The organism is Sporosarcina sp. NPDC096371, assembly GCF_044762865.1.
Classification (GTDB): domain Bacteria; phylum Bacillota; class Bacilli; order Bacillales_A; family Planococcaceae; genus Sporosarcina.
Genome location: NZ_JBIWFE010000001.1, coordinates 238,291 through 257,668, shown reverse-complemented (window position 1 = coordinate 257,668; position 19,378 = coordinate 238,291). Strand labels below are relative to the sequence as shown.

Here is a 19,378-nt window from a genome sequence, read left to right as displayed (position 1 = left end):
ACAATGTCATATAATGTTCTCGCAGACTCGTGTATGATAAGTCTGAGTATAAATGAAAGTAGTCGAGGTACTAAATGGAACATTCAACGATCATCCATTCACGCAACAAGTTTATTATACTTTTTTTCATCGTAGGCGTCATTGTTCATCTTATTTATATCCCTTTTTTAAGCAATATCTATGAAACAAGCACTGCCTTATTCGGGGTAATATCTATCCTAGCGATTCTTTTCATGCAACATAGAGGCATGCAGCCGACTACATTGCGGCTAATCATTATTCTTGTCCATAACGTATACATCTTTCTCATCAATTTATTCGTACCCGATTTATCCAGCTTAATATACCTTATTTTGCCAATATTTATTACAACCATCTACAACTCCCTGCGCATCAATATCTTGATGACAGCGATCACTGGTGTAGAACTAGGCTCACTGTTCTACTTGTACCATTACTCTCATTATACCGTCAGCAGCGGATCCGCAGATGTCGCTCATGTCATAGCTGTTTTCTTCATGGTCGCGTTTCTTTGCATTTTATATACATGTAAAATTAGTCCTCAATGGAACACTATTTTTAGCGAAAATAAAAGGATGGACAAGATCCTCACATCAAAATCAGGCTATCTAGATCTCTTTTTTGAACATGCAGAAGATGCCATTGTGGTCTTTGGTCTAGATCAAAAAATCATTGAAGTCAATCCGGCATTTGAAAAAATTTATGGTTGGAAAAAGAGTGACTGTATAGGACAATCGCCGAGACTGTTTCCCGATTCTGAAGAATCACAGGTCCGAGAACGAAACAAGAACTTGTTGAAAGGAAAAAGCTACCATCAGCTACGCACAAAAGAAATGCGCAAAGATGGGTCGACATTCGATGCAGAGCTCACCATCAAGCCCGTTTTCAATGAAGTACAAGAGATTATCGCCATGACATTTATCTCTCGTGACATCACGCTAAGGTTACAAGCTGAACAACTAATAATTGACACAGAAAAGGTCAAGGCAATCGGCGAAATGTCGGCAAGCGTTGCTCATGAAGTACGGAACCCACTAACGTCAATTTCAGGTTTCATGCAAATCATGAACAATGATCCCACAAATCCCTATCGAGCCTATACGGATATTATGCATAGTGAAATCAAGCGAATTGATTTGATTGTTAGCGGGTTTCTTGTGTTATCAAAACCAAGTTTGAAGACCTCGACACAATTTTTTATCGAAAAAACACTACGGGATGTAATCACGATGTTTGAACCAGAATTTATGCAACGGTCCATTTCCTTAGAGAAGCAAATCCCAGAAAATACGGCAATGATTTGCGGTAATGAAGACGGAATGAAGCAGGTTTTCATAAATTTATTTAAAAATGCGTGTGAGGCGCTTGTTGAAAACGGCAATATCGTGGTGACACTGACTCGACAAGACCACAATGTAATCATCACCATACGAGATAATGGTCCTGGAATGGATCAGGAAACCATGGATAATCTTTATAAGCCTTTCTTCACTACGAAACAGGCAGGGACTGGACTTGGCATGATGATTTCCAAAAAAATTATCGTCGACCAAGGTGGAACATTGACCGTTACAAGTACCGAAGGCAAAGGAACCAAAACGGTCATTACACTTCCTTTTACATCATAACCCTAAAAGCCGCTCCCCTTATCGGATGAGCGGCTTTACTAATTTCAATTTTTGACCGTAAGGTGGGTAAGCAATTTTCATTGGAATCTTGGTGCTTTTTTTCATCATTGATTTCGCATGTGTAAACGTGTCAAAACTATATTTTCCATGATAAGCATTCATACCGGAAGAGCCTACCCCACCAAACGGCAGATTCATATTCCCAACATGAGTAATCGTATCATTTATACAACCACCACCAAATGGTAATTGATCAATAAAATACGCCGAAGCCTGCTCATTTTCCGTAAACATATAGGCAGCAAGCGGTTTCGGCAATTTACGGATACGGTGTACAGCCTCACCCAGATTGTCGTATGTCAAAATCGGCAAGATAGGTCCAAAGATTTCATCCTGCATGGACGCACTATTCCACGACACTCCGTCAAGCAATGTCGGTTCTATATACAAATCATCACGGTCAACATCTCCCCCATAGATCACGAAAGCACGATCCAATTCAAGGATTTTCAATAGTCGGCTATAATGCTTATCATTGATGATTCTGCCGTAATCTGGACTTCTCTTAACCATTTCCCCATAAAATTTTCGAATCGCCGCACGCATTGCTTTGACGAGCTGGTTTTTAACTGCGTGATGGACCAGGACATAATCGGGCGCAACACAGGTTTGTCCATTGTTAACGAACTTACCCCATACAATTCGTTCAGCAGCCTTAAGGATATCTGCTGTTTGATCGACAAGCGCTGGACTTTTCCCTCCGAGTTCAAGTGTAATTGGCGTCAATCGTTCCGCAGCCGCTTTCATGACAACTTTTCCAACAGCCACGCTGCCCGTAAAGAAAATATAATCGAATGATGCATGAATGAGGGCTGCTGTTTCTTCTAGCTCTCCTTCTACGACGCGAACGAATTCCGGAGGATAAATCGCTTCTAACATTTTCTTTATTACTGCTCCCGTATGAACGGCAGCCTCTGACGGTTTGACAATCGCACAATTGCCACCTGCAATCGCACCGATTAACGGCTCCATCACTAACTGAAATGGGTAATTAAATGGACCTATAATAAGCACGGATCCGTATGGTTCACGGACAATAAAACTTTTAGCCGGTTGTAAATGGATAGGCGTCTTGACGATTTCCGGTTCCATCCACTCCGTCACATGTTTGATCATATGTGAGATAGTTGAAAGTACTAAACCGATTTCCGTCACATACGATTCAAAAGGGCTCTTCCGTAAATCTTTATGGAGCGCTTCCGTGATAGCCTCTTCATTCAATAGAATAGCTTCTTTCAGTTTCGACAGCATAGCAATACGAAAATCTGCACTTCTCGTCTCCCCTGTAAAATAGAAGCTTTGTTGCTCGACAATCATCGACTCCACGCCTTGTGCTGTAAACCTCATGAAAATCCCTCCATTTCTTTCATTTAATCCTCTACCATTAATCCAGCAAATGGTCAATAAGCTTTTGGACCTCAAGTCCTTCATCGAACGAAACAAGTAATGCTTCCGCACCATTAGCGGCCGCAATGCATTCCTGGGTCAATGAATCCACAGTATCGAAGGAAGTCAATATTTCAAAAGGACTGTCTTTTTGTGCTACGCTAAGTTCCGACCAATTACGCAGTTTTAGAACACCCTCTGCTCCATATACTGTATAAGACAGTTCTTCTTGTTGACCAACCCCTGAAACGCCGTTTATCAAGAATGGAATGTCACTCCCTGTTTTACCGATTGCTAAGACACCTATTTCTGCAAGCGCTTCATCTTCAGGATAAGCGGTTTCATGGGAAGTGATCGTTAGTGGACCAAACATCCTGTACATAAGCTGAAAGTAATGCGGAAATACCTCACGTGTGAAACCACCTTGTTCGCGCGAAGCAATCCAAGGGTTTTGTTGCCACACACGTGGCCAATGTGGGAAGTGCGTTTGTAATTCGACACGAACGATTTTACCAATCGCACCTTCTTCAACTAGCTTCATCATATGCCTGACAGATGGACTGTAAAGCAATGGGAAATGCATTGCCGTCCGGCTCGCGCTATTCGTAGCTGCTGTCGCCATGACTAATCCATCTTCCGCATTATGAGCAAGCGGCTTTTCACAAAGGACATTCAGTCCATGAGCGATTGCTTGCTGACTCAGCGTCGCATGTGAAATAGGTGGAGTACCGATATAGACCCAGTCCGGTTTTAGGGAAAGTACCTCTTCATAAGAGGATGCCGCATACAGTCCATATGTATCCGCCATTTCTTGCAAACGCTTGTCGTTTTCGTCAAACAACGCAACGATCGACGCCTCAGTACACGTTCGTAATTGATTGATGATGCGCTCGCCGACGATACCTGTCCCGACGATAGCAAATGTAGTTTTTTTCATTGGATTAACCCCTTTATTGGCATTGAGTAAGTCAAGGTGAAAAGGATATGCCCTATGATTCTTTTCGGCCTTCCATGTTTAAGATTATAACATTCAGGGAAAAAGAATGTTCAAACAACAAAGATTATAGAGGAGGAATTAGTCATGACAACAACAGAAACTTGGTGGGAAACAATCTTTGAAGGAAATCTTTCACTCGGCCTAAATAAAGAACGGTTAACCGAACTCGACGAAGAAAATTTTCTTTATTTTAATGACGAAGAACGCATACAGGAGCTTCCGCACTGATATTGAGTGAATGTACAGCGACGATGATACCTATTTCAAGTGAACCCTAACAACAGCTTTCCCATGTAATTACGGAAAAGCTGTTGTTTTTATGTATCTTTTTTCGAGGAACGTACACCCCTCACTCAATACTACGCCACAAATACAAGGCCGCGTAACTCAAATACGGTGACCAATCTGGAAAACGAGCAAGCATTTCCTCTTTTGTCGGCTTGCGATCCATTCCCCATAACTTTTTCAACGCATTTTGTAATCCGATATCCGCCAAAGGGAATAAATTCGAGCGCCCCAGCCCAAACATCAAAAAGTTTTGCGCCGTCCAAGGACCGACTCCACGGAATGCCACCAGCTTAGCCACCACTTCCTCATCATCCATTCGTTTGAACTGCTCGAGGTCCAATATCCCCGATGCAATTGATCGTGACAAACCAATCACATATTCCGCCTTACGTGTACTAAATTGCCGGTCACGTAACTCTGAAACATCCAATGATGCGATCCGTTCTGGCGTTGGATAGAACCAAACTCCGTCTACTTGCTCTCCAAATGATTCCACAAAACGCTGCGTAAGCGTGTGCGAGAATGATAAATTGAGTTGTTGATGGATAATACTTGTCATCAGATCCCCATATAACGAGAAACTTTTAATAAGTGGAGTCCCTTCATGGTCAATAAAAAGCTGTTCCAAATCCGTTCCAACAAAATGGGCTTGAATCCCATCAAGTGGTCTGTCGAAGTGGAAGATTGATTTAATTTCGTCCAGCTGAATATCGTCTAACACCCCTTGCATTTCGAAAGTAGGTTGCTGCACCGTCCCCGTTCCCCGCAATGTCACAACATTCCCCTCTGCCATCGGAATACGGATTATTCGCTGAGCACAATCAACCGCATTTACAGGACTAGCCGCAAGTCTTTCAAGCGCACGGTCAAAATCATAAACGAATGGTAACTCAATTTGTCTATCGATAAGAAACACTCCCTTTTTATCTTTTATTATACCTTTTTTAAAAAAACTTTTGAAAAAGTGTTGACTTCTTTTATAGATTAGCTATAATAGTAAATGTGCAGTAAGCAGTCGCACACAATAACTTCCCAGGTTCCATAGCTCAGCTGGGAGAGCACTACCTCGACAAGGTAGGGGTCGGCGGTTCGAGCCCGTCTGGGACCATAATGTTTCATTCCGTAGAAAACTTTTAGGTATAAGGTTTTCTGAACAAAAAGACGTTTGAGCCACTGCGCTTGGACGTCTTTTTTGTTGTGTTTTTTGTGTCTTGTCCGCCGTTTGTCCGCCATTTATCTTCTGGATGTTATTTCTTATCATTTGTATGATTTTGAATCGCATCTTGAAATATATCAGCTACGTCACTGTCTGAGTTAGGTAATAAGTGGGCGTAGCATTCATACGTGATTTTAGGATTCGCATGTCCAAGTCGATTCGATATTTTAACGATATCAATTCCTTCTGATATTAGGATAGAAGCATGCGTGTGCCGCATATCATGAAATCGAATTTCCCTCACTCCAGCTTTTTTTATCAGCCGCTTCATGACCCGGTTTACATTTCGTGGATCTTGCATGGTTCCCTCATTCGTACCAATCACAAGATCCTGATCCTCATATAAATCTCCAATCAACTCTTTCCATCCATATTGTGTATTCTTATGCACCTTAAGTTCATTTAAAACAAATTCAGAAATCGGAATTTGACGTTTCGACTTTTTAGTTTTTAACGTAGTAAGTGTATATCCGTGACCTGGAATATGAGCTAAAGATCTTTTGACGTAAATTTTCTTATTATCAAAATCAATATCGCTCCACTTCAAACCAAGTATTTCCCCTCTCCTCATTCCGGTATAAATCGCAAGCAAGAATGTCAAATAATGCCGTTCACCCCTACAAGCATTTAGAAATTGATGAATTTCATCGAATGACCAAATGAACATCTCCCCATAATTTACTGCCGGCGGATCTGTATCAGTTATAGGATTACTTGCGATTTTCCCCCATTTTACCGCCTGATTAAATGCCTGATTCAAAAGTTGATGCATTTGGCGGATATAACTTGTACTGTATTTTTCCTGTATTTTCTGATTATAAAAAGCATCTATATCTGATGCCTTAATTTTTGATATGGTTTTATTTGAAAATAGATTATTTTGTAGGATATGCCTCTCCATAAGGTACGCCCTGTTTGATACAGTCGTTTTCTTAATTCTATTTTGATAATGCCCATAAAACCAATCGCCCGCGAATTCCGAAAAAATCTCCTTACTTGGTTCAATATATTTATTATCATCCATTTCGGATTCAATTTTACGCGCCTCGGCTTCAGCGTCTTTTTTCCTTATAAATCCTCCCTTATTTATTTGTTTTCGTTTACCAGTGACGGGGTCCCTACCTAAATCAATGGTATAAGAATAAGTTTTGCCTCTTTTTCTAATGTGCGCCATTTGTCACTTACCTCCAACACTTTTTATTTTGCACACAGAAAAGTAAACAAGTGGTCTATTAAACATTCTGGCCACTTATTTAACTTTTTATAATACTATATTGGTAGTTTAGATATTAGAAAAAAACATAGATTTCTTAAGAATCCACTTTTAGTGTCGAATGTGGGTAGCGCAAAATGAAAGTACATAGTATTGCGGACAGAATGAGCCACTGTTTACGGGCAAGAGAGCCACTATCAAAAGACCCCTATACACGCCTAAGGTAATGCAAATGCGGTAGTCCGCCACCACCATTGACTATAACTTTGTCCGTGTAGTAGAACTATCGCAGGCGTTGCATAAATAATGCCTTAGAGGCACACCTGCTCAAATATGATAACACGGACAAATCGATTCTAAGCAATCACCGGCGGGGCCCCGTCCCCTTCCAGTGTCTGCAAAGAATCGAGCGTTATAGTCAATGGCAAGCAGCTACGCTGTGGCTCACTATTCCGCAAATGGTGGCTCTTTTCATCCGCAATAATCACCAAACTTGGCGTTGCGACATTATATGGAGTGATGGGCATGATAGCCTTCGCAGGCGAAGCCAGCTCTTGATATAACTGACTTCTTGGCTTGGACTCATGCCCGCAGAGGCTCCATCTTAAGTTGCAACATTGTGTAGTTGCAATTGCAATCCTCGTATTACGTTTTTGCAAGAGACAGAATGGCCAGTATTCTATTTATGATTGGACAACCATAAATAGAATTGATCTCTTAACACCCGTTTACATCTCCCAATTTTTATCAAAGGAAAATCAGTTCGCTTCATAAGTTCATAAGCACTAGGCTTAGATATTTGTAAGATTTCACTAATATCAACTGCGGTTAATACGATTGGATAAGAGTCAATGTCATTTTTCTTCATTGGAATATCACCTTATGAGCTTTCACTGTCCTTCTCAAGTTCTCGTAACCATTGCTCAATTAACTCCAAAGCCTTAGCTTTATTTTCTTGTTCTTTGACGTTCGGATTACTCTCTTCACATTTTTTCACAATAAAACCTCCTTTAATTGATCTCTATAAAGACTCCCTATATATTTCATTTCTTTTCATCTGGTCGATAAATCGACCAGATACAAAAAATCATTAAAACAAAAAGACCTTTTAAGAGCTAACTTAAAAAGGTCTTTTTTGTTATTTACCTGTTAGAACTACTTTCCAAGCCAAACATGAAAAATAGAAAACGCCTAAAACCTATATACATCAAGGGTTTCAGGCGTTTTTTAAAAATCACTAATTCAGGTTAACTATGATATTATGCGTAGCTTGGGGCATGAGAAAATTGATACAACCATGATCTACTTAGATAAGATATTCGAGAAAGAACGTCATGCAATCCACTCTTGGAAATCAGATCAATTTGGTGATTATATATAAGCAAGCGCCAAAAATACCAATGCGTTTGTTACTCATCACTCTCATGCTGAATTTTTTGCAATCGTCATTATAACTTATAAATTATGCCCATTTACGATATGAAAAAGGAAGCCTTTACAAGGTAAAGGCTTCCTTTCACTTTATTTAACTATCTTGTACCCATTATAAAATTTGATTTCTGATTTCAGCTTAAAGGTGCATCGAAAATAGTGTCAAAAATACCTTTATAATTCATTTTTATGTTATCAATATTCTTAGGGTCTGCGGAAATGATATTGATTACGTCCCCACTCGGTCCGAAATGGATTAGAAACTTACTCGTGACAATAATTAATAAAGCATTGGAGGCGCGTTCGTTTTTATAGAGAAGTACATCTGTTGTATATAACATCAAATCATTTACTGAAACATCTTTTATTAAAGCAATTTTGCCAAAGCCCTTTTCAAAATCAATTTCTTCACTAGTGAGCTTGTATTCCTTCCAATTAGTCAACCGGATGCGCTTTGATAAGTTATTAGAGATGTATTTATTTCTTCTATTACATCCTAGAGTTATAAAAAGATCGACTGTTGGTTCATCTAATGTAAGGTAATTGATAAACTTTTGAATTCCTTTTACTCGAACTTCTCTAAAATAATCTGTTGCGAATCTAACTCGATTTTCCATCGGTGATTTAAAATACATTGTAGAACCCCACGGTTCAGTTAGTAGAACTCCGGACTTAGTATTAATGAATTTAGTCGCCGACACGGTTAAGGTCTTTGTCATATGTGCCACTCCTTGTTGTTTTAGAACAGATGTTTTTTGCTGAAGAGCCGCCTTTCCAAGCTCCAACACCAGAATGATTATCTAAATCACGAGATATAAAACCAGGTCCAACTTTGGTTTTTTTATCCTTTTTAAAAATAGCTACACCATCTTTACATGTCTCATTTACTTTAGTATATCCTAGTTTGTCTGCGGCTTTTTTTGCTTCTCCATCTGTCTTGTATATAGGTTCAGCTTTAGAAAAAAGTAAATCTATGATATTCTTTGCAACTGAAGTAGTGGCTTGCCACATCACATCTCCAATAATAACAGCACCTGTTACAAGTACCATAACTGTTCCAATACCCGGGATGACATATTTACCTGGCGTTATGACTCCATAAGTAGTATATATATCATCTCCTTGATAATCTTCTAATAAAACTCCTTCATCGGATGACTCTATCTCTTTTATTATTTCGAGTACTTTCAAATCATACTCAGTAAGCTCACTTTGTGGGTTCTTTTCCAGTTGGTTAAGCTCGGTAGAAGTTAGAACCTCTCTTTCTTCCGCACTTGCTAAAGGAACCAAAATAGTGGTGCTGAATAAAACTAAAAGACTTAATAACGTAACAACTCTTTTCATCTTTTCCATTCATAACTACCTCCAAATATTTACTTTAAAGCCAATATTGATTATCACATACAAATTTCCCTAAAAGAAGGGTATTATGTATCATTTTGTCGAATAAAATATTACTTTTCTTCTTTGGGTGTAAATAAAAGAAACAAATGACTTCATCCAATCATGAAGTCATTTGTTTAATTCACATGCCAACCTACTACATATATAGAGGGGGTTAAACATTATTATGTTCCATAAATAATCGATTTTCATATTTTTTTGTTACAATGCTTTCTATTCTCTAACAGTGCTGAATGCACAGATATACCTCCCTAAATTATTGTAGTTTATATGTGAGGCTAGCTCCGCTGAAACGAACCCCTTGGTATATCTTCGGGTTAGCTATACTTTCCGGTCCAACCGTAAAACAAATAAAAACGCCTAAACCCAATAGCATCAATGGTTTCAGGCGTTTTTCAAAAATCATTTAGTCGGGTTAGCTAGAAAATCATCCTCTGAACTAAATGCACACACATACCCTCTTTTTCGCCTAGCAATCGAGGCAAAATCAAGGCTCTCGATGGTTTTTTCGGACCAATACGTGTAATCGTCTGTTAACAACGTTCTCAACTTTTCATACCCATCTGTCTTTTACAGATATAAAAATGATGAAGGCACACCAATCAAATATGTGGCCGAACGATGGGGTGTTTCTCGAACAACCATCTATCGCTATTTGGAACGTAAGTGATTTGGTGGAGAGATAATTTCAAGTAATCAATCGTAAAATGGGACAGACACATTTATGATTATTCCGTTTTTAAAGTATTCAAACAAAATCCCCCTCACTCTGGCCAACTTCATAGTGGTAGGGGATATTTTGTTTATGCAATTTATAATGAATAATCTTAGTTTTCACCTGGGACGTGAATTATAAAGATAGGAATTGCGGAAATTTAATATCACAAACATTTCTTATAAAAACTCACCATTAATATAACGTTTCTTGAACTCATCGAAATTTTTACTTGTAATATCATTTCTTCCATAAACTTTATGAAAAAGCTTATGAATGTGTGGCTTCAAAGGTATTCCAATAATGTCATAATGTTTTTCTTTGAATCTCGCTAGTATTTCATTTAATTCATTTTGACTAAATTGGTATCTATATTTCTTTTTGTGAAAATTTAACTCTTCCAGTACTTCGTCTCTTACTTCTTTAAACGATTTAGTATGGTGAACTTCCAACTTACCCCCTTGCAGAGTAATTGCACATTTATAATTAGTTTCTTTTAAACTGTCTTTTATCCACTCTTTTAGCTCTGCACGTAAAAATCCATTAATTGAGGAAATCCCTCCTTTCCAAGCTGCGGATCCACCTTCCCCGGTATATTGATCATTAAAACAATAAGGACACCCTTTACCTGATTTAAAATCCTTAAACGAAATTGTAGACACAATATCCAAATGGTTATTGCAGCAGTATCTCATTTGGATTGTATTATTTACATAATCTGATTCTATTAATTTATATCCTCTTCTTTCAAATTCAGACTTTACTTCACTATAGGATAACCTGAATTTGGCCGCCTTTTGTTGTGCAGCACAGTACCTACACCCCCTACCACTTTTTAATTTTTGATATGAGATAGATAAATATTTATTTGAATGATAGGGGCAGATATATGCTAGTTTCTTTTCGCTATCTGTATAATTCGTTTCCAATAGTTGGTAACCGCGTTCTGCGAAAATCTGCTTTACTTCTTCATATGATGCATGAAATCTATTCGAACATAAACTGCACCCCCTCTGCCCTGAACGAAATTTATCATATGATATTTTCAAAATTTCTGAAGGATGAAAAAGGCAACGGAAGGATAATTTTTTTCTGTCATTTTCATATTCACTGTCTATCAACTGACAATTTCTTCCATCAAATTCTTTCTTCACATCCTCAAAGTCAATCTTCACCCTGGCGCAATATGGACATCCGTATTTTTTATTCTTTAAGTGGGCTAAAGTAATGCTGTTGAACTTGTCAGGATGCTTTGGGCATTTGTACCTTAGCTTTCCTTTACCGCTGTAGCTAGTTTCTAATAATTCAAACCCTTTTTCTTGAAATAATCTTTTTACTTCTTCAAATGGAGTCATTTTGCGCACTGAAGCTTCCAGGTTTCTACAAGCCTTGCACCTTTTCCCGCTTTTCAAATTTGATAATGACATACTCAAGCTTAACTCTGGATGTCGAGGACACTGATAGTCAAGTTTAATACTACTGTTCTTATATTCTGTAGATAAAAGCTTATATCCAGCTTTATGAAACTCTTTAACAACTTCTTCGTAGGGTAACCGCAGCACCCTTGAACGTTTTTCGCTACTACAATAACAGCAAATAGTTCCGGTTCTTAAAGAGTTATAACTTATTTTAGTTTGTTTATCTGGATGCTTAGGACATTCATATCTCATAGGAGTATCTTTAGATATATACTCCTCATCTAACAAATCATAACCACGGTCCTTAAAAGCGTTCTTAACAAATTCAAAAGATAATTTTTTTGGCAATACAATCACTTCCCCTATTCTTATGATAAAAAAAGTTACAATGAATATTTACTGTTAGTATAATTATGGCACGTATTAAAAACTGAGTCATCCGAACATTCCGTTCTACCCCTCGCGGATGGGTGGAAAATAAGGGTTTATGGCTATTTTTTTTATTTTATAAACACCATCATCTAAAATTTTTATACCAAAATTCGAAAGAGAAAAATAGTGGACCAAAAACGTTGCTCAATGACTCGTGAACATATAGTGGGAACTCATTTCACATTTTAGATTTTGAAACGAAAAAAACCACACCATATGATGTGATTTTATTGTTTTTCCCGGTGCATTCATTAAAAAAGCTCCCTCTAATAGGGAGCTTACTGATTAATAAAGAATATTTACAGGATGACAATCCCGATTATCAGTTAGACATACTTAGTTGGACAGCTAGTTCCTTTAAACATTCCCTAACTCCTTTGAGGCTTTTGACGATTTTTATTATTTAAATGTTGTTCGTGGTTTCCCCCGTCCTTCATATCCTCCTTCTTTATCCTCCAATCATTGCAAAACATCAAATTGTCTATTAGCACATTTTCATTTAAATAAGGAAGAACAGGCATATAAGAATCATCGATAGAAATTAAAATGCATAACTTACGAGTATTTCTCAAAAAAGCATTACTATAATAAATTTCACATTTCACTTTTATGAATCTCTTGATCTTATCTATTACCTGATACCTAATTATTGTGTCAAAACTTAGATGCATCTCAACTGTAAAAAACTTTTCTCTTATATCAACACGAGTATAAATATAATTTTCTTTATATTTCAATTCATTATTAAATAAATCATTTTCTAATCTAATTCCAAATATTTTTCTATTAGTTATTGAATCCCGCGACATATATTCAAGTGTATCTTCCACTAACTTTTCTAATGAAGTCGTCTCCATTTCTTCCCTTTCGTATTCATCGAATGAAGGAATCATATTATATCGTGTTTGTGCATCCGAAAGGTAACGAAAAGGTAAATCGAAAATGAAGGACAACTCACGAATTGTTTTCGAAGAGAAATTCCGTTGTGATTCAGCATTAGTATCACCATTAATTGTTAGGTTTAATTTTATGAAATCACCAATTGTACGCCTTGAAGTACCAAAAATCCCTTGTATCTGCCTATCATTTAAATCAAATATGACTTTCATAACCATACAGCGGATACCAATTGAAGTATAAGCTAAAAACAAATTTAACATATCCGGATAATCAATTGCGATTCGCTTAAACTCATACAACCTCGGCAATTTTTCCGTTGGGCTTATCCCTCTCTCTTTGCTATATTCCTTTAGACTAATTTCACCACTATTAAATTTCCCTATAAGATCACATAAGCGTTCCTCTTCAGTTTTCATCATCTTAGAATCACCTGATTATAAGATTAGAACTTAGAGATGCACAAATGTTCTGTGGTCGATATTTCGACCACGATATTAAGCTCACTAATTTAAAACCATACTTTGAAAAGCAGCAAACCACGGTTCAACCAGACTTGTGGCTGCCATTTCCGTTCAAAATAAAGAATCTTTTTCATTTAAACCCTCCTCTAAAGTTGCGAGGAACTTAAATTCCCCGCAAGTTTGTAGTATAAACCTCTAAGAACATGGAAATAAATAGGATGAATTGATGTTCGAAAATAATTTCGAAAAATCACCCATTTATCTTTTTATGCCAATGCAAAAAGCACTTTTGATAAATGGACATACGAATCCCTTCTCGGGTTATCGTTTGAACACTTATCAAAAGCGCTTTTGAAAAAACTCCTCTGCCGCTTGGTTGAGGTTATCTAATAATTGTGGATTCTTCTACACAATTATTATAGACAAAAGCAATATTTAATTCAAGTAGAAATTAATTAGTCCGTATCCTGAAAGTAAATCCAAAATGAATGGAGAGTAGTAATGGAACTAAGAAAAAATGTTAATAATTCATCTGTGCACTTTTACGATAAACCTTTCAGGAAAGTTATTGAAGAATTTTTAAAGGAAAATCATTTATCTGAACAAAATGAAATCGAACCATTAGTTGAGTTCTTTTACAAAGAGTTTTTAAAAGAAAAAGATTTATTCCCCAAAAACAAGAATATCAACTTAAAAAAATTACAAATAAATCATGTTTTAAAAATTCAGGACCAAGTCGAATTTTTAACTACCAATAACCACCTTGAAAAATCGAATGCAGCCTCTATTCTAATTTTTCTAGATGCACTTTGCCGGTATCTCACCAAAAAAGAGATAACAAAAATTTATTATAGAACTCCTCAAACGGTTAAAAAACCACAAAGGAAAATCCGAAATAACTATCCAATTCTTTCAAATTTTAAAGACTACATGAAAAACAAAAATTATTCTAATACTACTATTCAATATTATATTACAAGCGTTAAATATTTTCTGAAGTATTCAGCCTATAATTCCGATATTCAAAACAGTAATCAATTTTGGCTAGCAAAAATTAATCAATTTGAGGATCATTTAAATAAAAAAGTTTTATTAGAAAAAATTGCACTTAATACTGCTTATGCATATTTAAAAGCATTGAGACTATTCACAAATTATTTACACACAAAAAAAGAAATTAGTTTTATTTACAACATTCCTAATAAAATGTTTCAAACCGGGAAAAGAAGTAATGAATACGTTAATATTCATGATGTCCTGTTAGTAATGGATAAAGTTTTCGAAACATCAAACGATGTTTTAAGGGATATTTCAATCATTCTAATACTATTGAACACAGGATGCAGGCCAATTGAGGTTGTAAATTTGAATATAGATGATATTTATTTCCACGAAAAACTAATCATCCTAAAAAGTAAAAAATCATTTCAAAGAACGTTGTCTCTTACAAAAGAAACACTTTCATTTATCGAAAAGTACTTAAAAATCCGAAAAAATTATCACCCCCTTGATAATACAGAGGCATTATTTTTGTCTCCTACAGGAACAAAAATGGACAGCGTATTTATCACTAGACTGTTCAGAAAATACAATCATCAAACGTTTAAAGAAATCAGATTTACTCCTAAGACCCTAAGACACACTTTTATTACTGATGCACTTAATGATGATGAAAATACTATCGAACAATTAAGGGAAATCGTTGGCCATAAACACTTAATCTCTACAAAATATTACTTCTTTAGGGATATTAACAAGATGAAAGAAGTTTTTTTAAAAATAAAACTATTTTAACGGAGGCCGTCATGGTAATTGAGAAATCGATAAATATGTCAATCGAAGATATTTGTAGCCAACTAGGCATTTCTGAAAAATCCTTATTAAATTTTCTTGATGCAAAAGGCAATAATGAATTTAACATTCAACCTTTTCCTTCCAATGAAGGAAAAGAAGCAATTTATGTAATTGAGAAATACCAAGAATATCTAAAAAAAATGGTTAGTATAAATAAACGTTCTGTCGAGACATGGAAAACTTATAATAACTTCTTACTAAGAGTGAAATCATACTTAATAAACAACAATCCAAACTTAAAAATTAACGAACTTAATGAAGTTATCTTAAATGAAATTATCACTCATAGTAATGAAAAAAATAAACCGTATTCCATTAGAACTATCAATAAATATAACGCTATAATGAAAAGCCTTTTAAAATTTGCTTTTGAAATGGATTATACAAATAAAGACATTCGTCACAAATTCACAATTGAAAAGACTTCATTACTTCCTCGTTATATAAAAGAAGACCAAATACCTGAAATACTAAAGATCGTAGAAAGATTTTCAAAACCCTATCGTTGCAGAGCAATGATTATGTTTTTATTATTGACAGGTTGTAGGGTAAGCGAAGTTTCAAATATTAAAGTGAAAGATTTTGATGTAGAAAACAATTTAATCTATATTTTTAAAAGTAAGAGGAACCAAGACAGAATTATACCTATGTTCCCGGAATTAAAGGAAGAAATATTACTATATTTACAAAAAAGTCGGATGAAAGTTTGGGATCCAGCATGTGATGGATTTTTATTTGCTCGAGATGAAGGAATTATAAGAAAGAGGAAAATCCCTATTAGAACTATTGAGTATTTAGTTGAGAGGATTCGTAAATTCATACCTGAGCTCTCAAGCATAACGCCTCATTCCTTCCGACATACATTTGCTGTTTCTTGTTTAAAGAAAGGAATAAAAGAACATATTATTACAGAAATTTTAGGGCATGCTGACCCGAAAACGACAATGATTTATACAAAATTGCGTGGTGAAGATTTAAGAGATGCAATCACCAACAATTTCCCATTCCCCTTTGAAATTCTATTAAATACAATTAACGAGGATTAGAATGAAAATGAGAACAGTACTTGAAGAGCTTGAAATTTATAAAAAAAATGTTCGATTAGCTAAATCTACAATTACAACTTACGTTTTTTATTTAAAAAAATTCATTTCATTTTTATCAACTGAAATGAATACTAATACAAAAGACATTTATTTAGATAAAGTGTATTTATTAAAAGATTCCACCGGAAAACCACTTAAATATTCGCCAATAAATAGTGATATAATCGACGATTACTTCTTATCCTTGAATAATAAAAGTTTTAATGTACTTAAAGACAATTATAAATCATTAATGAGTTTTTTCAAATTTCTCGAAAATAATTATAGTCTAGCTAACCCTTTAATCGATATTAAATTTCAACTCAAAGATTATTTACCGAAAAAAAAGTTCTCGAAAATCTTAACAAGAGGGAATATTTTAAAGTTATTAAACTCGATTACTACTCATTCAGATGATCTAATAACAGACGCTCTTTTGTTTACAATTATAATTGGAACAGGTGTTAGAATTTCAGAAATTATTAATCTGAAATGCAACGTTATTGATTATGAAAATAGTTCATTTCTTATATTAAATACTAAAGAAAAAGATGAGAAAATAATTTTCCTAAGACCCGGAACGGGATATGAAATACAAAAATACACACAAAAGCGCAATAGGCAGCATTCAGACTATTTATTCATGAAAGATAATAAAAAACAATATACTAGCAAAGATGTGAATGAATTATTGAAAAAATACTTAGATTTTGCCAAGTTACCTATAGTTACTGTACATGCATTAAGACACTCTTTTGCAACTCTAATGGCAGATCAGGGTACACCTTTAGATATCATTCGGCAAATGCTAGGTCACAAAAGTGTAAGTACAACTAAGGGGTATATTAATCCACATTATGTAAGAAACAAAAACTTCAATATGCCTAAAAATCAAATAATTACAGATTATTTAAAAGGAAAGATATGACCTTAACAGTTTTTTGCTTGGTAAGTTATTTCAAGCGATTCGCAATTAATTTGGATACTCAACGCAAAGTGCCTTGCATCAAAAAAAAATCAAAATTTGGGAAAACGGATCAAGCTGAAAGCTTTCTTGAATGTATTTTTCAAGTGTAAAACGGTCCTTACGCGAATCTGGTGAGATGACATTCGGAATGCTAGATTGATATAATAAAAGGAAAGTGAGTATTGCAGACAAGTGAGCCACGGGTCAGATGAAGTTGTAGAAACAGCCATTGAAACCGGGGTTGCAATGGCTGTTTGCGTTCTTTATCGAAATGATTAACGATCTAATCCTTGATCTATGATGTGAATAGCCAAAAAAACTATTTCATCCACATCTATTTCCTCATCCTCAGACTTAAGACAACGAGTTAGTAATCCATTTACTACTATCTCCATTACCTCATCAGGCAAGTATCTGTGAAAATAATAAGTAGCGATACGATTTTCTATTTCCTCTGGAATCATCCCCTAACCCCCAAACCATGACTTTCTATCATCGAAACTTCCCCTGCAACCAGGATCTTATAAGAATCATGCACAATTCGGTCGAGTATCGCATCTGCGATCCGGATGAAATTAAATGTCTTCAATGGCCGCCGTTGGATTTTCGACAATCATATCCATAGTCAACCAGGAGGTTGAAGCGATCATCAAAATCCATTGCTCGATAGTCTTTGTTCTGGCCCTGTTGTTGATAAAGTTCCGCCATGGCTCCCATTTTCATTTCGGTTAATTTACGCGACGTTTCTTGGTTCATCATTTGCTTCCCCCTCCAGAATATTTAGCCCAAGTGTAAAGCCGTGTTTTTCATGTTGAATAATTGGATTACTATCTTTTGACTTGCGCTTATTTTTCCTGTCTAAAATCCGCTTGAAGTACCTGTAGTACTTCCCCCAAAAGTGTCGGGTTGAACCCCTCTTCGATTTGGATGGAAACAACACCTAATGCCAGTCTCAATTGGGTAGGTATACTTGCTTTCGGAGTGATTACTGCCAACGGAATGTACCACCAATGCCATCTTTCTTACCACTGATTGACAACAAATGTACCAGAGGATGCCAGACATTTACCACACGCTGACTGGGGTACAGATATATGAACTCACAACTTTACACCGAGTGGCAGGCATGATAACCTTGGCGGAACTAGCCAGCACATAATGCTGGTTTCCTGGCTAGGGACTCATGCCTGCGGAGGCTCGGTGTCAAGTTGTTAACCGGCTACATGTCGCTTTGTAGTCGTACTGTTAAACCCACTCACTCCCCACCCGGCCTGCCTTCCCAGCGCACTGGTAACCACGTTGGCAATGGGTGGTACAATTCGTGGCAAACGCTGGTACAAAAAACTATGACAGAGGTGGTACATTCTCGTGGCAGTCATCACTTTCGGAGCAAGTGTATCAAACGAAACCCACTGTTGGACCGTAGTGTAGTATCTGTTTTTCGCCAATATTTTTTGAGCCAAGTATACATACTTTGAACACAGATATTATTTGTAGCAAACCGGGCTGCGACGCTAGATTTACCACTCGCTTTAAATGCTTCAATCCGTGCGTGCCATCGGCACGGCTTTCGTCTCTTGTCATGAAAAAACCTCCTAACCATTGATGTTAATGTGATTATCACATAACACGAAAGGGGTTAGAAGGTGGGAGAGTATCTGACGCTTACTTTACACCGAGTGGCGGGCATGATAGCCTTGACGGGACAAACCGGCTTATGTTGCTGGTTTCCTGGCTTAGGACTCACACCCGTGGAGGCTCGGTGGCATGTTATTAACTGCACATATTGCTTTGTGGTTATGCTGTTAAATCGTTTCTCTCCCCAACTGACGTGCATTTCAGTGTATTGGTACATAGGTCGCGTTATCTGGTAAATCTTTTGGCATTCCGCGGTTAAAAAGA

The 19,378-nt window shown here is 36.5% G+C and carries 18 protein-coding genes, 1 tRNA gene and 2 pseudogenes; 7 read left to right on the top strand and 14 right to left on the bottom strand.

What is annotated here, in order from left to right:
* The first annotated feature begins 74 nt into the window (after window positions 1-74).
* Window positions 75-1,649 carry an ATP-binding protein gene (locus ACIQ0H_RS01150; protein ID WP_403409697.1) on the top strand — a complete coding sequence of 525 codons (1,575 nt, stop codon included), beginning with the start codon at window positions 75-77 and terminating at the stop codon, window positions 1,647-1,649.
* 18 nt (window positions 1,650-1,667) lie between these two features.
* On the opposite strand, the gene ACIQ0H_RS01145 is transcribed toward ACIQ0H_RS01150, so the two are convergent.
* Both ACIQ0H_RS01145 and ACIQ0H_RS01140 read right to left on the bottom strand, forming a co-directional pair.
* The gene (locus ACIQ0H_RS01145) at window positions 1,668-3,056 is read right to left on the bottom strand and encodes an aldehyde dehydrogenase (protein WP_403409694.1); all 1,389 of its coding nucleotides are present in this window, start codon (window positions 3,054-3,056) and stop codon (window positions 1,668-1,670) included.
* A 37-nt stretch (window positions 3,057-3,093) separates the two neighbouring features.
* Window positions 3,094-4,032 (bottom strand): Gfo/Idh/MocA family protein, encoded by a 939-nt coding sequence (locus ACIQ0H_RS01140; RefSeq protein WP_403409691.1) that lies wholly within the window; start codon window positions 4,030-4,032, stop codon window positions 3,094-3,096.
* Between the two features lie 144 nt (window positions 4,033-4,176).
* On the opposite strand from ACIQ0H_RS01140, the gene ACIQ0H_RS01135 reads away from it, so the two are divergent.
* Complete coding sequence (locus ACIQ0H_RS01135; protein ID WP_403409689.1) at window positions 4,177-4,320, top strand: hypothetical protein; 144 nt, start codon at window positions 4,177-4,179, stop codon at window positions 4,318-4,320.
* 121 nt (window positions 4,321-4,441) lie between these two features.
* Here the strand turns inward: ACIQ0H_RS01135 and ACIQ0H_RS01130 are convergent, their stop codons facing one another.
* A complete protein-coding gene (locus tag ACIQ0H_RS01130) occupies window positions 4,442-5,287 on the bottom strand; it encodes a DNA-3-methyladenine glycosylase family protein (protein ID WP_403412291.1) in 846 nt (281 codons plus the stop codon).
* 128 nt (window positions 5,288-5,415) lie between these two features.
* On the opposite strand from ACIQ0H_RS01130, the gene ACIQ0H_RS01125 reads away from it, so the two are divergent.
* Window positions 5,416-5,488: transfer RNA gene (locus ACIQ0H_RS01125), tRNA-Val, on the top strand.
* A gap of 139 nt (window positions 5,489-5,627) precedes the next feature.
* On the opposite strand, the gene ACIQ0H_RS01120 is transcribed toward ACIQ0H_RS01125, so the two are convergent.
* The 4 genes from ACIQ0H_RS01120 to ACIQ0H_RS01105 all read right to left on the bottom strand — a co-directional run bounded on the left by ACIQ0H_RS01120 (window position 5,628) and on the right by ACIQ0H_RS01105 (window position 9,593).
* Entirely contained in the window at window positions 5,628-6,770 is a 1,143-nt protein-coding gene (locus ACIQ0H_RS01120) for a site-specific integrase (protein WP_403409686.1), read from the bottom strand.
* 718 nt (window positions 6,771-7,488) lie between these two features.
* Window positions 7,489-7,677, bottom strand: a complete 189-nt coding sequence (locus tag ACIQ0H_RS01115) for a helix-turn-helix domain-containing protein (RefSeq protein ID WP_403409684.1) — start codon at window positions 7,675-7,677, stop codon at window positions 7,489-7,491.
* A gap of 697 nt (window positions 7,678-8,374) precedes the next feature.
* The gene (locus ACIQ0H_RS01110) at window positions 8,375-8,959 is read right to left on the bottom strand and encodes a hypothetical protein (RefSeq protein WP_403409681.1); all 585 of its coding nucleotides are present in this window, start codon (window positions 8,957-8,959) and stop codon (window positions 8,375-8,377) included.
* Window positions 8,928-9,593, bottom strand: coding sequence for a toxin C-terminal domain-containing protein (locus ACIQ0H_RS01105; RefSeq protein ID WP_403409679.1), 666 nt, complete (start codon window positions 9,591-9,593; stop codon window positions 8,928-8,930). Before ACIQ0H_RS01105 ends, ACIQ0H_RS01110 begins: the two co-directional genes overlap by 32 nt.
* Before the next feature lie 637 nt (window positions 9,594-10,230).
* Between ACIQ0H_RS01105 and ACIQ0H_RS01100 the strand changes: the two are divergent.
* Window positions 10,231-10,314: pseudogene (locus tag ACIQ0H_RS01100) on the top strand (helix-turn-helix domain-containing protein); the annotation flags it as partial.
* Window positions 10,315-10,538: 224 nt separating this feature from the next.
* Here the strand turns inward: ACIQ0H_RS01100 and ACIQ0H_RS01095 are convergent.
* On the bottom strand, window positions 10,539-12,125 hold the full coding sequence (locus ACIQ0H_RS01095; RefSeq protein WP_403409676.1) for a hypothetical protein: 1,587 nt from the start codon (window positions 12,123-12,125) through the stop codon (window positions 10,539-10,541).
* A gap of 452 nt (window positions 12,126-12,577) precedes the next feature.
* Entirely contained in the window at window positions 12,578-13,528 is a 951-nt protein-coding gene (locus ACIQ0H_RS01090; protein WP_403409673.1) for a hypothetical protein, read from the bottom strand.
* Window positions 13,529-14,071: 543 nt separating this feature from the next.
* Between ACIQ0H_RS01090 and ACIQ0H_RS01085 the strand changes: the two genes are divergently transcribed.
* The 3 genes from ACIQ0H_RS01085 to ACIQ0H_RS01075 are packed head-to-tail and all read left to right on the top strand — an operon-like array spanning window position 14,072 to window position 17,437.
* On the top strand, window positions 14,072-15,364 hold the full coding sequence (locus ACIQ0H_RS01085; protein ID WP_403409670.1) for a tyrosine-type recombinase/integrase: 1,293 nt from the start codon (window positions 14,072-14,074) through the stop codon (window positions 15,362-15,364).
* An 11-nt stretch (window positions 15,365-15,375) separates the two neighbouring features.
* Entirely contained in the window at window positions 15,376-16,470 is a 1,095-nt protein-coding gene (locus ACIQ0H_RS01080) for a tyrosine-type recombinase/integrase (protein WP_403409667.1), read from the top strand.
* Between the two features lies 1 nt (window position 16,471).
* Window positions 16,472-17,437 carry a tyrosine-type recombinase/integrase gene (locus ACIQ0H_RS01075; protein ID WP_403409665.1) on the top strand — a complete coding sequence of 322 codons (966 nt, stop codon included), beginning with the start codon at window positions 16,472-16,474 and terminating at the stop codon, window positions 17,435-17,437.
* Window positions 17,438-17,751: 314 nt separating this feature from the next.
* On the opposite strand, the gene ACIQ0H_RS01070 is transcribed toward ACIQ0H_RS01075, so the two are convergent.
* The 5 genes and pseudogenes from ACIQ0H_RS01070 to ACIQ0H_RS01050 all read right to left on the bottom strand — a co-directional run bounded on the left by ACIQ0H_RS01070 (window position 17,752) and on the right by ACIQ0H_RS01050 (window position 19,060).
* The gene (locus ACIQ0H_RS01070) at window positions 17,752-17,940 is read right to left on the bottom strand and encodes a hypothetical protein (protein WP_403409662.1); all 189 of its coding nucleotides are present in this window, start codon (window positions 17,938-17,940) and stop codon (window positions 17,752-17,754) included.
* Window positions 17,937-18,041 (bottom strand): annotated as a pseudogene (locus tag ACIQ0H_RS01065) (AAA family ATPase); the annotation flags it as partial. The pseudogene ACIQ0H_RS01065 and the gene ACIQ0H_RS01070, both read right to left, overlap by 4 nt.
* Before the next feature lie 20 nt (window positions 18,042-18,061).
* On the bottom strand, window positions 18,062-18,235 hold the full coding sequence (locus tag ACIQ0H_RS01060; RefSeq protein ID WP_403409659.1) for an ATP-binding protein: 174 nt from the start codon (window positions 18,233-18,235) through the stop codon (window positions 18,062-18,064).
* An 86-nt stretch (window positions 18,236-18,321) separates the two neighbouring features.
* Window positions 18,322-18,471 (bottom strand): hypothetical protein, encoded by a 150-nt coding sequence (locus ACIQ0H_RS01055; protein WP_403409657.1) that lies wholly within the window; start codon window positions 18,469-18,471, stop codon window positions 18,322-18,324.
* Window positions 18,472-18,874: 403 nt separating this feature from the next.
* Window positions 18,875-19,060: a hypothetical protein gene (locus ACIQ0H_RS01050; RefSeq protein WP_403409654.1), complete on the bottom strand. Its 186-nt coding sequence runs from the start codon at window positions 19,058-19,060 to the stop codon at window positions 18,875-18,877.
* Window positions 19,061-19,378: the final 318 nt, after the last annotated feature.

Excerpts from the sequence above, each read along its gene's own strand:
- ACIQ0H_RS01150 (WP_403409697.1), top strand. The coding sequence starts at position 75 with ATGGAACATTCAACGATCATCCATTCACGCAACAAGTTTATTATACTT.
- ACIQ0H_RS01145 (WP_403409694.1), bottom strand. The coding sequence starts at position 3,056 with ATGAGGTTTACAGCACAAGGCGTGGAGTCGATGATTGTCGAGCAACAA.
- ACIQ0H_RS01140 (WP_403409691.1), bottom strand. The coding sequence starts at position 4,032 with ATGAAAAAAACTACATTTGCTATCGTCGGGACAGGTATCGTCGGCGAG.
- ACIQ0H_RS01135 (WP_403409689.1), top strand. The coding sequence starts at position 4,177 with ATGACAACAACAGAAACTTGGTGGGAAACAATCTTTGAAGGAAATCTT.
- ACIQ0H_RS01120 (WP_403409686.1), bottom strand. The coding sequence starts at position 6,770 with ATGGCGCACATTAGAAAAAGAGGCAAAACTTATTCTTATACCATTGAT.
- ACIQ0H_RS01115 (WP_403409684.1), bottom strand. The coding sequence starts at position 7,677 with ATGAAGAAAAATGACATTGACTCTTATCCAATCGTATTAACCGCAGTT.
- ACIQ0H_RS01110 (WP_403409681.1), bottom strand. The coding sequence starts at position 8,959 with ATGACAAAGACCTTAACCGTGTCGGCGACTAAATTCATTAATACTAAG.
- ACIQ0H_RS01105 (WP_403409679.1), bottom strand. The coding sequence starts at position 9,593 with ATGGAAAAGATGAAAAGAGTTGTTACGTTATTAAGTCTTTTAGTTTTA.
- ACIQ0H_RS01090 (WP_403409673.1), bottom strand. The coding sequence starts at position 13,528 with ATGATGAAAACTGAAGAGGAACGCTTATGTGATCTTATAGGGAAATTT.
- ACIQ0H_RS01085 (WP_403409670.1), top strand. The coding sequence starts at position 14,072 with ATGGAACTAAGAAAAAATGTTAATAATTCATCTGTGCACTTTTACGAT.
- ACIQ0H_RS01080 (WP_403409667.1), top strand. The coding sequence starts at position 15,376 with ATGGTAATTGAGAAATCGATAAATATGTCAATCGAAGATATTTGTAGC.
- ACIQ0H_RS01075 (WP_403409665.1), top strand. The coding sequence starts at position 16,472 with ATGAAAATGAGAACAGTACTTGAAGAGCTTGAAATTTATAAAAAAAAT.
- ACIQ0H_RS01070 (WP_403409662.1), bottom strand. The coding sequence starts at position 17,940 with ATGATTCCAGAGGAAATAGAAAATCGTATCGCTACTTATTATTTTCAC.
- ACIQ0H_RS01060 (WP_403409659.1), bottom strand. The coding sequence starts at position 18,235 with ATGATGAACCAAGAAACGTCGCGTAAATTAACCGAAATGAAAATGGGA.
- ACIQ0H_RS01050 (WP_403409654.1), bottom strand. The coding sequence starts at position 19,060 with ATGACAAGAGACGAAAGCCGTGCCGATGGCACGCACGGATTGAAGCAT.